Source organism: Oceanococcus atlanticus (assembly GCF_002088235.1).
Lineage (GTDB): Bacteria > Pseudomonadota > Gammaproteobacteria > Nevskiales > Oceanococcaceae > Oceanococcus > Oceanococcus atlanticus.
In genome coordinates this window covers 362,978-377,485 of the sequence record NZ_AQQV01000001.1, presented here as the reverse complement: position 1 = coordinate 377,485, position 14,508 = coordinate 362,978, and the positions used below count along the sequence as shown (strand labels likewise).

The window sequence follows — 14,508 nt, the reverse complement described above, 5'->3', positions numbered from 1 at the left end:
CCATGGACCTGAAACCGACAGCGCAAGACGAAGCGTTTCGCGCGGAAATCGCTGACTGGATGCACAGGCATCTGAGCGGCGAATTCGCGCCGTTGAAATACCGTGGCGGACCGGGCGACGAAGAGGCCTGGCCGGAGCTGCGCAAAGCTTGGGAGCAGGAACTGGCGCGTGGTGGCTGGACCTGTGTGGGTTGGCCGCAAGCGCATGGTGGGCGCGGCCTGTCCATTGAGCAGCAGGTGATCTTCCATGAAGAGTACGCACGTGCCGGCGGTCCTGGTCGTATGGGCCACATCGGTGAGGGGCTGCTTGGGCCAACCCTGATCGCCTACGGCACGCCAGATCAGCGCGCGCGTTTTCTGCCCGGCATTGTGGCCGGTACCACGTATTGGGCGCAGGGTTATTCGGAGCCGTCCGCAGGCTCGGATCTGGCCAATGTTCAGACCAAATGCTGGCAGGAAGCGGATGGCAGCTGGCGGGTCAAGGGGCAAAAGGTGTGGACCTCGCTGGCCCATGAGTCTGACTGGATTTTCGTGCTGGCACGCAGCGAGCCGGGCAGTGTAGGGCGCCACGGGCTGACCTTTCTGCTGATGCCGCTGGATCAGCCCGGTATTGAGATCCGTCCGATCCGGCAGCTGTCGGGCAGTTGTGAATTCAACGAGGTGTTCTTCGATGCCGCGGTGGCCAAAGCCGATGATGTAGTCGGCGCGCCGGGCGACGGTTGGAAGGTGGCGATGGGCCTGCTGGCGGTCGAGCGCGGTGTTTCGACGCTGGGGCAGCAGATGCACTTTGCCCACGAGCTGGAGCTGGTGATCAAGGCGGCCAAGGCTTCAGGGCTGGCCGGGGATGCGTTGATCCGCGATCGCATTGCCCGGGCCTGGTCAGGTTTGCGGGTGATGCGCTACAACGCGCTGCGCATGCTGGCTGGTGACAGTCACGGCATGAGCCTGGGGCGCGAGGCGCTGATCTACAAATATTACTGGTCGAACTGGCATCGCGATCTGGGTGAACTGGCGATGGATGTGTTGGGGCCGCTGGGTGATGTGCCATCGGATGACATCGATGTCCTGCGCCTGCAGCAGGTCTATCTGTTCTCGCGGGCAGACACGATTTACGGCGGGACCAACGAGATTCAACTGAATTTGATTGCCGAGCGGGGGTTAGGGATGCCGCGTGAGGCTCGCGGGTGAGCACGCTGGGATGAAGGCTGTGAAATTGGCACAGGGCTCTGTCCCCCGCGCCGCTACGCGGTCCCTTCCGCCGTGCGCTGCTTTGTGAGGTCGGTGCGACACGACGTCCTGTCGTGGCACACCTCAATCCGCCATCCTTGGCGGATTGACCTCAGTCGCAACGCCCGGCTCCAGCGCTCCTCCTTGATGAGTCCTGTGCCAATTACACAGCCGTAGAACGCGTCGCATTAAATGACTTTGAGAGAAAGCTATGTCTAAACAAGTTCCAGATTACGTTCCCGGGCACAATTTGCTGACCGGAAAATCGGTTTTGATCACCGCAGCTGCAGGTGGTGGCATTGGCTTTTCCGCGGCTTTGCGTGCGTTGGAGGAAGGTGCCTCTGCATTGGTGATCTCGGACATTCACGAGCGTCGTCTGGCCGAAGCGGTGGACAAGCTGCAGCAAGCCGCGCCGCAGGCCAAGGTTTCGGGCGTGCTGGCCAATGTCACCGATGAGGCCGATGTGCAGCGTCTGGTGGACGAGGCGGAAGCCTTCACTGGCGGGGTCGATATCCTGATCAACAATGCCGGGCTGGGCGGTAGTAAGACGGTTGTGGAGATGAGCGATCAGGAGTGGAACTCGGTGCTGGATGTGTCCCTGACCGGCACCTTCCGCATGATCCGGGCGATGCTCAAAAAGATGCAGCCGCGCGGGGCCGGGGTGATCATCAATAACGCGTCGGTGCTGGGCTGGCGGGCGCAGAAAGAACAAGCGCACTACGCTGCGGCCAAGGCCGGGGTGATGGCGCTGACCCGTTGCGCCGCTTTGGAGGCGGCCGAGTACGGGGTGCGCATCAACGCGGTCTCGCCATCGATTGCACTGCATGATTTTCTCAAGAAAACCGCACCGGCTGAGTTGCTCGAAAAGCTGGCCAGCCGTGAAGCCTTCGGGCGCGCTGCGGAGGTCTGGGAAGTGGCCAACGTGATGATGTTCCTGGCCTCGGACTACAGCTCCTACATGGTCGGTGAGGTCGTCTCGGTATCCAGCCAGCGGGCTTGAGGATTAGCGCCAGGCGGCGTCCGGGTCGTCGATCAGCAAGCCGACTTCGACGATGTCGCCGTCACGGCTGATGTCACGCACGATCAGCTCGTAAGGTCCCAGCGGCAGGCGGTCGCCCAGTTCTACGCGACCGCGCAGACGTCGCTGGAATGCTTGCTCCAGGGTGCAGTTGTGCAGATCCGCCGGTACCGCGATGCCATAACGGTCAGCCACGGAATTGATGGTTGCGCCGGGCATCAGGGAGAAGTCACCGCGCAGCTCACGGTCGTTGAGGACGTCCTTGCCGGCATAGATGTTGTCGAGCAGCTTCAGGTTGCGCTCGGCACAGAACAGATACACCAGATCGCCGGCATGCAACTCGCCGGCCTGATGGGGGCGCAGGGATTCGCCGCCGCGCACCACCAGTGACGGGGTGGCCCAGCGCGGAATGCGCGTACCCCTGAGCACCGGCGAGGCTTTGCTCAAGCGGTAAGCGACCAGATCATGCTGGGCCCGGCCGGGCAGTTCCAGCTCAATGCGGTCGATCAGACCCTGGCTTTCGGTTTCGATCAGTTTCAGCTTCTTCGCCACCGGGCCAATGGTCCAGCCTTGGAACAGCAGCGAAAACAGCACGATCAGAAACACGGTGTTGAAGATGATGTGGGCATTGGCCAGTTCTGCCATCACCGGCAGGAGTGCCAGCAGGATGGCCACCGCTCCGCGCAATCCAACCCACGACACGAACACTTGCTCGCGCCACGGCAAACGGAAGGGCGCAAGGCAAATCAGCACTGACAGGGGGCGGGCGAACAGGGTCAGCACCACGGCCAGGATCAACGCAGGCAGCAGCACGGCCGGGAATTGCGATGGCGTGGCGAACAGACCCAGGGTCAGAAACATCAGGATCTGGGCCAGCCAGGTTGAGGCGGCCTGGAAGCGGCGCAGCGAGTACTTGGATTTGAGCGGCTGGTTGCCGGCATACAGACCAGCCAGATAGACCGCGAGAAAGCCGCTGCCACCAAGCAGATTAGTGCCTTCGAAAATGCACAATGCAGCCGACAGCGCGACCAGCGCGTACAGCGCCGTGTCGATGGTGAAGGCGTTGATCAGGCGCTTGGTCAGCCAGCCACCACTCAAGCCGATCAGGGCGCCGAGGCCAAACTGGCGCAGCACATCAAGCAGCAGGGCGCCGCCGAGGTCTTCGGGGCTGCGCACCAGGGTGGCGACCTGCAGGCAGGTCAGGGTCAGGAAGATGGCGGCCGGATCGTTGCTACCGGATTCAATCTCCAGGATGGCGCGCACGCGCTCGCGGATACGAATGCCGCCGGTGCGCAGCAAAAAGAACACCGCCGCCGCATCGGTGGAACCTATCGCTGCACCGAGCAGCAGGCTTTCCGGCCAGCTCAGTGGCAACAAGATGTGGGCGAAGACACCGACCAGGCCCGAGGTCATGATCACGCCCAACGTGGCCAGAGTGATGGCCGGCGCTGCGGCCAGGCGGAAGCTGCTGATCGGCGTGGCAAAGCCGCTGTCGAACAGAATCACCGCCAGGGCCAGCGAACCGATCAGATAGGCCAGACCGGCATGATCGAAATCAATCCCACCAATGCCATCCTCGCCGGCGAGCAGCCCCACAAACAGAAACACCAGCAACAGCGGTGCACCAAGGCGGTACGACAGCACGCTGCTGAGGATCGAGATAAGGACAAGCCCGGCGGTTACCAGGATAATTGTGTGGCTGAAATCCATACGCTGTTTTTTCTATCCGTGCGTCGATTATCCCCGATGACGGTCGATCTATGAGTAACCAGGCACCATGAGCAAGCGAAATGTATTGATTACCGGCTGTTCCAGCGGCATTGGCCAGGCTTTGGCGCAAGGCTTCGCCAACCAGGGCGATGCCGTGATCGCGACGGCGCGCAAGCCCGAATCCATGGCCAATCTGGCCGCGCTGGGATGCCGAACGCTGGCCCTGGATGTGAACGATGCGCAGAGTCGTCAGCAACTGGCGGATCAGCTGTCCGGTCAGACCATCGACATTCTGGTGCACAACGCCGGGATCTCAGCCATGGGCCCGCTGCTGGAACTGCCGGAAGACAAACTGCGCGGACAGTTTGAAACCAATGTGATTGCGCCGGTGCTGCTGACCCGTGCGCTGTTCCCGTTGATGCGCGGCAGCAGCGCGCCGTTGATTGTGAACATCGGCAGCGTATCCGGGATACTGGCCACCCCGTTTGCCGGGGCCTACTGCGCGAGCAAGGCGGCGCTGCATGCGATCAGCGATGCCATGCGCATGGAACTGGCGCCATTTGGTTTTCAGGTGACTACCGTTCAGCCGGGTGCGATTCAGTCCAATTTTGGTGCAGCGGCGACCGCCAACGTCACTGCCTGGCTGGCTGATAACTCCCTGTACGCCGCGATCCGCGATGGCATTCTGGCGCGCGCGGGCGCATCGCAAGTCAATGCCACGCCGGCCGAGGACTTTGCTGACGAGCTGGTGCGCCAGCTCAGTGCAGGACGGGCACCGCGGGAGACCCGCATCGGGCATGGCAGCCGGACCTTGCCGGCACTCAAGCGCTGGTTGCCCGGCGCGCGTCTGGACCGTGTGCTGTCTGGGAAGTTCGGCCTCGACAAGCTGACAAAGTAAAAACACGCGCTGTGTATTGAACAGCGCGGGGCGGTGCGAAGTTCAGGCTGCCGGGTGGTGCTGTGCTGCGCAACGGGGCGTTCCGTGGTGGTGCGTTGCACTCAATTGGTGCTCGGCGTCCCGGCTGCTGCCTGGAAATGATGTAAGCATTTGAATATAAAATAATTGTAAAGTTGGCAAGGCTATTGCTTTAAGCCCTGACAGGTCGCATGCCCCCGGGTTTGGGTTGGGTGCATGCAGATTTGACAACCAACAGGGAACTTTACGAATGAAGAAGTATTTGAGTCTTGCTGCAGGTCTGGCTTTGAGCTCCGGCGCCATGTTTAGTGCTCCGGCTGCTGCTGAAGTGACGGGCAACATCGGCGTTGCATCGCAGTACGTCTTCCGTGGTCTTGTTTTCGGCGACCCGCAGGTCTCCGGTGGTGTTGACTGGTCAGGCGCGGGTGGTCTGTACGCCGGAACCTGGATTTCCAGCGCCGCTGGCGAGCAGGAAGTCGATTTCTATGCAGGTTGGGCCAATGACACCTTCGACATCGGCTACCTGTACTACTACTTCCCGGATGCGCTGGGTACACAGGACGCCGCTGAGGTTTACGCCAGCGCTGCCTTTGGCCCTGTCAGTCTCGGTGTGGCCTACGCGCCGTCTGGTTTCAGCAATGTAGATGACGACGATTACGTGTACGCCAACGTGGGTCTGGATTTCGCGCTGAGCGACAAAGCCAGCATGACCCTGCATGCCGGTATGACCGAATTCATGGACGATGCGTTTGATGATGCCAGCTACGTTGACTACGCCATCACCTTTGGCTTCGGCGATCTCTACGTGATGGTTTCGGATACCGATATCGATGATCAGGAACCGACTTTCACCGTCGGCTACGGCTGGTCGTTCGACGACATCCTCTAAGTTTTAACTCCCCCGCAGGTCCATCTCAGGCCTGCCGAAAAGCCCCGACCATCATGCGTGGTTGGGGCTTTTTTGTGAGGGCAGGCGGCTACGCCACGAGCGCGGCGTCAGGCCACACCAGCGTTTGAACGAGCGGGTAAACGCGCTTTGCTCGGAGTAGCCCAGCAGCAGCGCCACTTCGCTCAGCGGGATCGAGGTGTCCTGCAGATATTGTTCGGCCAATTGGCGCCGACTGTCGTCCAGCAACTTCTGAAACTTCAAGCCGCGTTCATCGAGGCGACGCTGGAGTGTGCGAGGGGCACAGCGCATGTGCTCGGATATGCGGACCAGGCTCGGGTCGCCCGCTGCGATAGCTTCTGCCAAGGCACGCCGCAGGGCGGATTCAAAGGGATCCTGGCCGGGGATCTGATCGAGCAGCAGACTGGCTTGCTGGTCGAGAATGGCAAGCAGCGCAGGGTCGGGTGTGGCCAGAGCTTGGGGCAGCAGTCGGGCCGGAAAAGACACCCGTGTTGTGGGTGCGTTGAATAGCACCTCACATCCAAAATACTCCTCATACGGCGCGGTGTTGGCGGGCGCCGTATTCACAAAGCTGACCTGGACGGGCAGCTCTTGTGCTGCCGGCCCCACGACCTCCCGGGCGCAGGCAACAAGCGCCGCAATGGCGGCTTCGTCGACGATCTGCCCGGGGTCATCCACAGTGGTGTACCAATCCAGAACAGCCATTTGGCCTTCCAGATGCACGTGAACCGGATCGATTTGATAAACCAGACGATCAAATTGCTGCAGTCGATTGAGTGCAGCGGCCATGGTTGGGGCCACGCTGATGGCATAGCCCAGAACACCCAGCTGACGTAGCTGCACGGATGCTCCCAGGTGCAGACCCAGCGCCGGGTCGTTCAAGGCCTGTGAGGCAGCCTCCAGCGCATCGCGCCAGCGCTGCGATGGCATACGGCTGAGTTCGCCGGGTTGAGGGCGTTTTAACCCGGTCACAGCGGCGGCATCACAGCCGCGCTTTGCCAGATAGTCGAACAGCAAGCCCAGCCAATGGGTGGAAATGTGACCGCGCATGGCGTGAATTGTCAAAAAATAGACGCGTGGAGTCAATCCTTCGGTGTCCCGCTGCGGCACACTGCTGAGGTAGACTCATCGCTGCGAGGAGACAACGATGCTGGACAGCCTGATAACTCAAACCGAGGCGCTACTGGTGCCGGTTTTTGGTGCCCATATAGATTGGAAGCAGGTCCTGCTGACGGTCATGACCCCGGTGTTTTTGCTCGCATTTGTCATTGAATGGCAAGTGCGCAAGAGCCGCGGTGCAGATGACCGCATGTGGTCGCAGTTCGAGTGGCGCGACATTCTGGCCAACCTTGGCCTGGGGGGCAGTTATCAGATCTTTGAAGGCATCGCGCATGCACTGGTGACCGGTGCCGCGGTGCTGTGGATTTATCAGTTCCGCCTGTTTGATATTCCGGTCAATGCCTGGACGGTCATCCCGATTTTCGTCGGCGTGGAGTTCTGTTACTACTGGTTTCATCGCACCAGCCATCGGGTGCGCTGGTTCTGGAGTGCCCATGTGGTGCATCACTCCAGCGAAAAAATGAACATGACCACGGCCATGCGCCAGAGTCTGCTGTATTCGATCACCGGCTGGTGGCTGTTCTTCATGCCGCTGGTGTTGCTGGGGGTTAATCCGGCGGCGGTGTTCTTCCTCTACGCGGTGGATCTGACCTACCAGTACTTCGTGCACACCGAGGCGGTGGTCAAGCTGCCGCGCTGGGTGGAATACGTGTTCAACACGCCATCCAACCATCGCGTCCATCACGGTCGCAATGAGGAGTACATCGACCACAACTATGGTGGTGTGCTGATCATTTTCGATCGCTGGTTCGGCACTTATGCCGAAGAGCGTGATGACAACCCGGTGGAGTACGGCATCACCCGCCAGGTTCGCAGTCACAACATTCTGACCCTGAACTTCCATGAGTTCGCCGACATGTGGCGCGATGTGTTCAGGCCCGGACCGTGGTGGCAGCGCCTACAGCATTTGATCCGGCCGCCGGAATGGCAGCGACCGGATCAGTCGAGCGGTAGCTAGCGCGGTGTGAGCAAGGCCCTGGCTAGGACAGAAGGGTCAGCGGGCCGCCTTTTTCGACCGCGCGCGCATAGGCCGGGCGGGCCTGGATACGCGCCATGTAGGCCGTCAGATTGGGCAGTGCGGCACCATTCTGGCTCGCCCTCACCATCAGCGCCTCCACCGGGAAGCTCATCTGGATGTCGGCGGCGCTGAGTTCGTCGCCGGCCAGCCAGGTGCTGTGCGCCAGTTCGCTTTCGAGAAAGCCGATGTTGGCCTCCAGATTGGGACCCAGATAGGCCTTGCGCACCTGGGCTGAAATCGCCTTGGCGATGGGGCGCACAATCAAGGGTGCGCGCTCGACACGATTGAACAGCAGGGTCATGACCAGCAGCGGCATCAGGGTCCCTTCGGCGTAGTGCATCCAGTAGCGGTAACGCAGAAATTCCTCGCTGCCGGCCGCCGGCACCAGGCGACCCTGGCCGTAGGTGTCGACCAGATATTCGATGATCGCGCCGGATTCGGCGATCACCCGATCACCATCGGTGATCACCGGCGCTTTGCCCAGCGGGTGGATGTTCTTGAGTTCGGCCGGGGCCAGGCTGGTTTTGGCATCCCGCTTGTAGAGCTTGACCTGGTAGGGCACCTCGAGTTCTTCAAGCAGCCAGAGCAGCCGGTGTGAGCGCGAATTTTCCAGGTGATGGACAGTGAGCATGTGCAGTCGCCGCGGGCAAGTGAGCCTGCATTGTAGTGCCCCGGACGGCGGTGCTGGCGCACCCCGGCGGGGGCTGGCATCATCGGGCTACCATGATTCTGCTGCGGAGACCGCTCATGCGACTGCTCAATGCCCTGTGCCTGCTTGCTGTGCTACTGCCCTTGAGTGCATGTCAGTTTCTGACCGGCAATGCACGGGAGGATGAGATGGCGCGTGGGTTTTCCCCGGATGAGCTGGTCGGCCCGCAATGGGTGGTGGAAGACATTGCCGATCAGGGCATGATCGACGCTTCCCGGGTGACCCTGAACTTTGACGCCAGTGGCCGGGTGTATGGCAATGCCTCCTGCAATGGCTATTCCGGTCAGTACAAGCAGGCCGGCGATGCGTGGACGTTTTCCCAGCTGATCACGACCAAGAAAATGTGCCCCAAAGCCCTGATGGAACAGGAACAACGCTTCACGGCGGTGTTGTCGCAGGTGGATGAAATCCGCCGCGATGCCAGCGGCGCTCTGATACTGCTTGGCCCGCAAGGCCATCGCATCGTGGCTCGGGCGCAGACGCCCTGACCTAATCTGCCCGGACGAGCCCGCGCCGCGATCGATCTGCCAGACTCCTGGACAGTTCGATATCTTGAGGAGGCGCGATGTCAGTCGTGTTTGAGTCGGTGGACTCGGTTCTGGCGGCCAAGGGCAAGACCCTGGGCGTGAGTGAATGGGTTGAAATCACGCAAGAGCGGGTCAATCAGTTTGCGGATGCAACAGATGACCACCAGTGGATTCATGTTGACCCCGACAAGGCCGCGCAGGGTCCGTTCGGCGCGACCATCGCGCACGGCTATCTGACCCTGTCTCTGGTCAGCCGTTTTCTGCCTGAGCTGGCCGAGTTGCGCAACCTCAAGATGGGTGTCAACTACGGCACCGACAAAGTGCGTTTCCCCAATGCGGTCAAAGTCGGCTCGCGTGTGCGTGGGCACGGCGAAATGATCGATGCGCAGGAGGTCAAAGGCGGTGTCCAGGCAACCATCCGCGTAACCGTGGAAATCGAAGGCGAAGACAAGCCGGCCTGTGTGGCCGATGCGATCTCGCGCTACTACTTCTAGGCGGGATTGACTATGAATGAAGCAGTGATTGTGGCGGTGGCACGCACCGCCATCGGCAAAGCTTTTCGCGGCGCTTTCAACGACACCGAAGCACCGGTGCTCGGTGGCCATGTGATCAAGGCTGCGCTTGAGCGCGCCGGCGTCGCGCCCGCAGAGGTTGATGACGTCATTCTCGGCGCCGCCGCCCAGCAGGGTACCCAGGCTTACAACCTCGGCCGGCTGTGTGCGTACACCGCAGGCCTGCCGCACTCGGTGGCGGGCATGACCCTGGATCGCCAGTGTTCCTCCGGCCTGATGAGCATTGCCATCGGTGCCAAGGACATCATGGTGGGTGAGAAAAAGATTGTCGTGGCCGGCGGTCTGGAGTCGATCTCGCTGGTCCAGAACAAGCACAAGAACACCTACAAGGCCGTGTCCAAGGCGGTCATCGCCAGCGAGCCGACCGCCTACATACCGATGATCGAAACGGCTGAAATCGTGGCCGAGCGTTACGGTATTTCACGCCAGGCCCAGGACGAATATGCCCTGCAAAGCCAGCAGCGCGTGGCGGCTGCGCAACAGGCCGGGCTATTCGAGGACGAGATCGTTCCGCTGAGCGTGGACAAGCAGCTGTTCGATCGCGAGACCAAGCAGCCGTCCGGACATGAGCGCGTGACCCTGAGCCAGGATGAAGGCAACCGCGCAGACACCACCTTAGAGTCGCTCAGCGCACTCAAGCCGGTGTTCAAGGACGGGCGCTGGGTCCAGCAGGGGCAGCACATCACCGCCGGCAATGCATCGCAGCTGTCTGACGGCGCCGCCGTGGTAACGGTCATGAGCCGCGCCGAAGCGGAAAAGCGCGGGCTGCCCATACTCGGGATCTACCGCGGCACCGCAGTGGCTGGCTGTGCCCCGGATGAAATGGGCATTGGGCCGGTGTTTGCCATTCCCAAATTGCTTGATCACGCCGGTCTGTCGGTGGCCGACATCGGCGTTTGGGAACTCAACGAAGCCTTCGCTGTGCAGGTGCTGTACTGCCGCGACAAGCTGGGCATCCCCAATGCGCGTTTGAACATCAACGGTGGAGCCATTTCGATCGGTCATCCGTTTGGTATGTCGGGGGCGCGCATGGTGGGTCATGCCTTGCTCGAGGCCAAACGTCGCAGCGAAAAATACGCTGTGGTCACCATGTGCATTGGTGGCGGCATGGGAGCCGCGGCCTTGTTCGAAGTACCCAATTGAGACTTGGATAATCCGCGCGCCGGGGCCTGGCTTCGGTGATGCGGATTACACGATAAGCAGTTGAAAGCGCGGCTGGGATGGCACCTCGTCACCAGCCGCGACACGATATAAACAACGAGGGGGAGACGATGTCCGACAAAAACGATGTGGATGTCGAGACCAAGACGCATGAAGCAGAAGGTTCATGGTTGAGCGGCTGGCCGGCCATGTTGCTTTCGGTGGCGATTGTCGGCGCGGCGATTTATTCGTTCTCGCCACGACCCAAGCCGGACTACCCGAAAACGGAAGTGCATGTACAGGATCTGCTGGTCACCGATCTGGCGCAACGGGGTTCGCGCATCGTGGCGGTGGGCGAGCAGGGCACCATTTTGTATGCCGATGAGGCCACGGGGCCCTGGTCGCAGGCCGATGTTGATCAGGATCGTGGCTCCAATCTGACCCGAGTGCTGTTTGTCGATGACAACACAGTGGTGGCAGTGGGGCATGATTCCTGGATTTTGCGCAGCACTGATCGCGGTGAAAGCTGGCGCGAAGTGCTGTTCAACCCGGAGCGTGCCGAGCCGCTGTTGGGCATTGCTGGGCCCTTTGATGGCGAGCTCCTAGCTTACGGTGCGTTCGGCCAGATCCAGGTTTCGCACGACGCTGGTGAGACCTGGACACGCAGTGAACTGGTCAAGGAGCAGAGCGAGGACAGTGCAGAGCAAGACAATGCCGCGAGTTCGGATCCGTTCAGCGACAACTACGATCCGTTTGCTGCCTTTGGCGATGGCGGCGGTGGCTTTGATGATTTCAGTACGCGCCATCTCAACGCCATTATCCAGTCCGAGGACGGTGCGCTGTGGCTGGCTGGCGAGCGCGGTTTGGTCGCACGCTCGAACAATCTGGGGGCAAGCTGGACCCAGTTCGAAATTGACTACAACGGCTCATTTTACGGTCTGCTGGAAACCGCCGAAGGCCGCATGATTGTTCACGGTATGCGTGGCAATGTGTTCTACAGCGATGATCAGGGCGAAAACTGGACGCGCAGTCAGAGCAACACGCGTGAATCGCTGTATGGCGGCGTGCGCAAAGCCAATGGTGAGATCCTGCTCGCCGGCGGCAGCAACAGCGTGATCAAGTCCAGCGATGCGGGCAAGACCTTTACCCGCGTAACCCCCAAGAAAGCCAAAGCGCTGACCGCTGTGCTGGTCATCGCGCCCGGCCAGTGGCTGACCGCCGGCGAAGCCGGTGTGCTGCTGCAGGGCCCCAATGCCGTTGCGGCGAAATAAGGAGCAAGGATCATGACGACGACTGATCGTATCGTTGCCGGTTTCGCTGACAAGCTGCTGGCCCATCGCAAGTTCTTTGCGGTGTTTTTCGCGTTGACCACGCTGTTCTTTGCCTGGAGTGCGAGCAATGTTCGCCTTGATCCGGGCTTTCTCAAACTCATCCCCATCGAGCATGAATACATGGTCACGATGATGGATTACATGGATGAGTTTTCCGGCGCCAACATGCTTCTGGTCAATGTCCGCTGGACCGGCGAAGGTGACATGTACAACCCGGAATTCTTCGAGGTTCTGGAGAAGGTCACCAACGATGTTTTCTTCATTCCAGGGATCGACAGAACCAAGGTGTCCTCGCTGTTCACGCCGGACACCTATTACATCGAAGTCACCGAGGAAGGCTTCCAGGGGCGCCCGGTGGTGCCGGCCGAGTACAGCGGATCGACCGAGCAACTGGAGCAGATTCGCAACAATGTTGAGAACGGTGGGCAGATCGGTCTGCTGGTCGCCAACGACCTGAAAGGCGCGCTGATCCGGGCCAGCCTGCAGGAGTACGACCGCGACAAGGATCCGGACGAAGAGCAGGCGGTGGACTACTGGAAAGTCCAGCAAATGCTTGAGGACATCCGCGACAAGTACGAAAACGAAAACATCGAGATCAACATCATTGGCTTCGCCAAGCTGCTGGGTGATGTGATCTACGGCTTGCTTGGCGTGTTTGCCTTCTTCGGTCTGGCTTTCGCCATCACCGTATTGCTGTTGTATCTGTACACCCGCTCGATCAAGATCACTATCACTGCTTTAGTGGTGGCGATGCTGCCGGTGCTGTGGCTGATTGGCCTTTTGCCTCTCATCGGCCTGGGTATCGACCCAATGTCGATTCTGGTGCCGTTCCTGATTTTCTCCATCGGGGTTTCGCATGCGGTGCAGATGACCAGTGCCTGGCGTATGGAGGTGGGCAACGGTGCGGATTCGGTCGAGGCGGCCAAGCTGTCGTTCGTCAAGTTGTTCATACCTGGCGCGATCGCCTTGCTGACCGAGGCGCTGGGTTTCGGCGTGATCATGTTCATCGCCATCCCGATCGTGACCGAATTGGGCATCACCGCATGCCTGGGCGTGCTGCTGATGATCATTACCAACAAGCTGGTGCAGCCGATCATCCTGTCGTATCTGACCCTGGAGCAGTCCAGCATCGAGCACTCGGCCAAGGCTGAGCAGGGCTTCGGCGGAGCCATGTGGGACAAGGTGGCGGCCTGTGCCGAGCCGCGCAACGCGGTCTGGGTCTTTGCCGTCGCGCTGGCCCTGATGGCGCTGGCCACCTGGCAGTCACGTCATCTGGTGATCGGTGATTCCGGTGTCGGGGTGCCCGAGCTGCACGAGGATTCGCGTTACAACACCGACAACCGCAAGATTGCTGAGTCCTATGATATCGGCGTGGATTTGCTCACGGTGATTGTTGAGGCACCGGACTTCGAAACCGATTCCTGCCTGCAGTACCCGGTGATCAGCCTGATCGATAAGTTCGAGCTGTACATGCGCGGGGTTGACGGTGTGCAGTCGGTGACCAGTGTGGCCAGTGTGGGCAAGCTGGTGATTACCGCGTTCAATGAAGGTAACCCGCGCTGGCAGGCCCTGCCGCGCACCTCGGCGGGGCTGTCCACCGGGTCCAAAGCGTTTGACCCGCGTCTGGGCCTGAACAGCGAAGGCTGCCGTGCCATTCAGGTGCTGATTTTCACCGAGGATCATGAAGGTCCGACCATCGCGCACATCATCGAGGACATCAAAACCTTTATCGCCGACAACCCGGTGGACGGTGTGACCATGCGTCTGGCCAGCGGCAATGTCGGGGTCATGGCGGCGACCAACGAAGAGGTCAAGCGCGCCGAGGTCAAGATGCTGCTGTCCTTGTTCTCGGCACTGATTCTGTTCTGTCTGATCAGCTTCCGCTCATGGACGGCGTTGATTTGTGTGCTGGTGCCGCTGGTTGGTGTGACCGTGATGGGCAACGCTCTCATGGCCATGCTCGACATCGGCCTCAAGGTTGCAACCTTGCCGGTGATTGCGCTGGGTGTGGGGGTTGGTGTGGACTATGGCATCTATCTGTTCGAGCGCATCCAGCACTACATGCATGATCCGGAGATGAGCTTCCGCGAAGCCTTCGCCCGTTCCATGCGTGACCGCGGCAGCGCCATCGTGTTCACCGCGCTGACCATGTCGGTGGGCGTGTTGACCTGGATGATGTCCGCGCTGAAATATCAGGCGGATATGGGGCTGCTGCTGGGCTTTTTGTTCCTGGTCAACATGTTCGGTGCAATCTGCCTGCTGCCGGCACTGGGATCGTGGTTCTTCCGCAATCGCGGTGTGCGCAACGCTTGATC

13 protein-coding genes are annotated in these 14,508 nt (G+C 60.6%); 10 read left to right on the top strand and 3 right to left on the bottom strand.

Features of this window, described 5'->3' with window-relative positions; all coding sequences use genetic code 11:
- The first annotated feature begins 2 nt into the window (after positions 1-2).
- Entirely contained in the window at positions 3-1,187 is a 1,185-nt protein-coding gene (locus tag ATO7_RS01725; protein ID WP_083559185.1) for an acyl-CoA dehydrogenase family protein, read from the top strand.
- A gap of 250 nt (positions 1,188-1,437) precedes the next feature.
- Positions 1,438-2,226 carry an SDR family oxidoreductase gene (locus ATO7_RS01720; RefSeq protein WP_083559184.1) on the top strand — a complete coding sequence of 263 codons (789 nt, stop codon included), beginning with the start codon at positions 1,438-1,440 and terminating at the stop codon, positions 2,224-2,226.
- A gap of 3 nt (positions 2,227-2,229) precedes the next feature.
- Here ATO7_RS01720 and ATO7_RS01715 read toward each other — a convergent pair whose 3' ends face one another.
- Positions 2,230-3,954: a potassium/proton antiporter gene (locus ATO7_RS01715; RefSeq protein ID WP_083559183.1), complete on the bottom strand. Its 1,725-nt coding sequence runs from the start codon at positions 3,952-3,954 to the stop codon at positions 2,230-2,232.
- A 67-nt stretch (positions 3,955-4,021) separates the two neighbouring features.
- On the opposite strand from ATO7_RS01715, the gene ATO7_RS01710 reads away from it, so the two are divergent.
- Entirely contained in the window at positions 4,022-4,852 is an 831-nt protein-coding gene (locus ATO7_RS01710; RefSeq protein ID WP_083559182.1) for an SDR family oxidoreductase, read from the top strand.
- Positions 4,853-5,120: 268 nt separating this feature from the next.
- The gene (locus ATO7_RS01705) at positions 5,121-5,759 is read left to right on the top strand and encodes a TorF family putative porin (protein WP_083559181.1); all 639 of its coding nucleotides are present in this window, start codon (positions 5,121-5,123) and stop codon (positions 5,757-5,759) included.
- A gap of 51 nt (positions 5,760-5,810) precedes the next feature.
- Here ATO7_RS01705 and ATO7_RS01700 read toward each other — a convergent pair whose 3' ends face one another.
- On the bottom strand, positions 5,811-6,827 hold the full coding sequence (locus ATO7_RS01700) for an AraC family transcriptional regulator (protein WP_083559180.1): 1,017 nt from the start codon (positions 6,825-6,827) through the stop codon (positions 5,811-5,813).
- Positions 6,828-6,924: 97 nt separating this feature from the next.
- Here ATO7_RS01700 and ATO7_RS01695 point away from each other — a divergent pair, with 97 nt between their 5' ends.
- Positions 6,925-7,854, top strand: a complete 930-nt coding sequence (locus ATO7_RS01695; RefSeq protein ID WP_083559179.1) for a sterol desaturase family protein — start codon at positions 6,925-6,927, stop codon at positions 7,852-7,854.
- A 22-nt stretch (positions 7,855-7,876) separates the two neighbouring features.
- Here the strand turns inward: ATO7_RS01695 and ATO7_RS01690 are convergent, their stop codons facing one another.
- Positions 7,877-8,545, bottom strand: a complete 669-nt coding sequence (locus ATO7_RS01690; protein ID WP_083559178.1) for a glutathione S-transferase — start codon at positions 8,543-8,545, stop codon at positions 7,877-7,879.
- A 116-nt stretch (positions 8,546-8,661) separates the two neighbouring features.
- On the opposite strand from ATO7_RS01690, the gene ATO7_RS01685 reads away from it, so the two are divergent.
- The 5 genes from ATO7_RS01685 to ATO7_RS01665 all read left to right on the top strand — a co-directional run bounded on the left by ATO7_RS01685 (position 8,662) and on the right by ATO7_RS01665 (position 14,506).
- The gene (locus ATO7_RS01685) at positions 8,662-9,111 is read left to right on the top strand and encodes an META domain-containing protein (protein ID WP_158522990.1); all 450 of its coding nucleotides are present in this window, start codon (positions 8,662-8,664) and stop codon (positions 9,109-9,111) included.
- 77 nt (positions 9,112-9,188) lie between these two features.
- Positions 9,189-9,644, top strand: coding sequence for a MaoC family dehydratase (locus ATO7_RS01680; RefSeq protein ID WP_083559176.1), 456 nt, complete (start codon positions 9,189-9,191; stop codon positions 9,642-9,644).
- Between the two features lie 12 nt (positions 9,645-9,656).
- Positions 9,657-10,865 carry an acetyl-CoA C-acyltransferase gene (locus ATO7_RS01675; protein ID WP_083559175.1) on the top strand — a complete coding sequence of 403 codons (1,209 nt, stop codon included), beginning with the start codon at positions 9,657-9,659 and terminating at the stop codon, positions 10,863-10,865.
- 128 nt (positions 10,866-10,993) lie between these two features.
- On the top strand, positions 10,994-12,133 hold the full coding sequence (locus ATO7_RS01670) for a WD40/YVTN/BNR-like repeat-containing protein (RefSeq protein WP_083559174.1): 1,140 nt from the start codon (positions 10,994-10,996) through the stop codon (positions 12,131-12,133).
- A gap of 12 nt (positions 12,134-12,145) precedes the next feature.
- Positions 12,146-14,506 (top strand): efflux RND transporter permease subunit, encoded by a 2,361-nt coding sequence (locus ATO7_RS01665; RefSeq protein ID WP_083559173.1) that lies wholly within the window; start codon positions 12,146-12,148, stop codon positions 14,504-14,506.
- Positions 14,507-14,508: the final 2 nt, after the last annotated feature.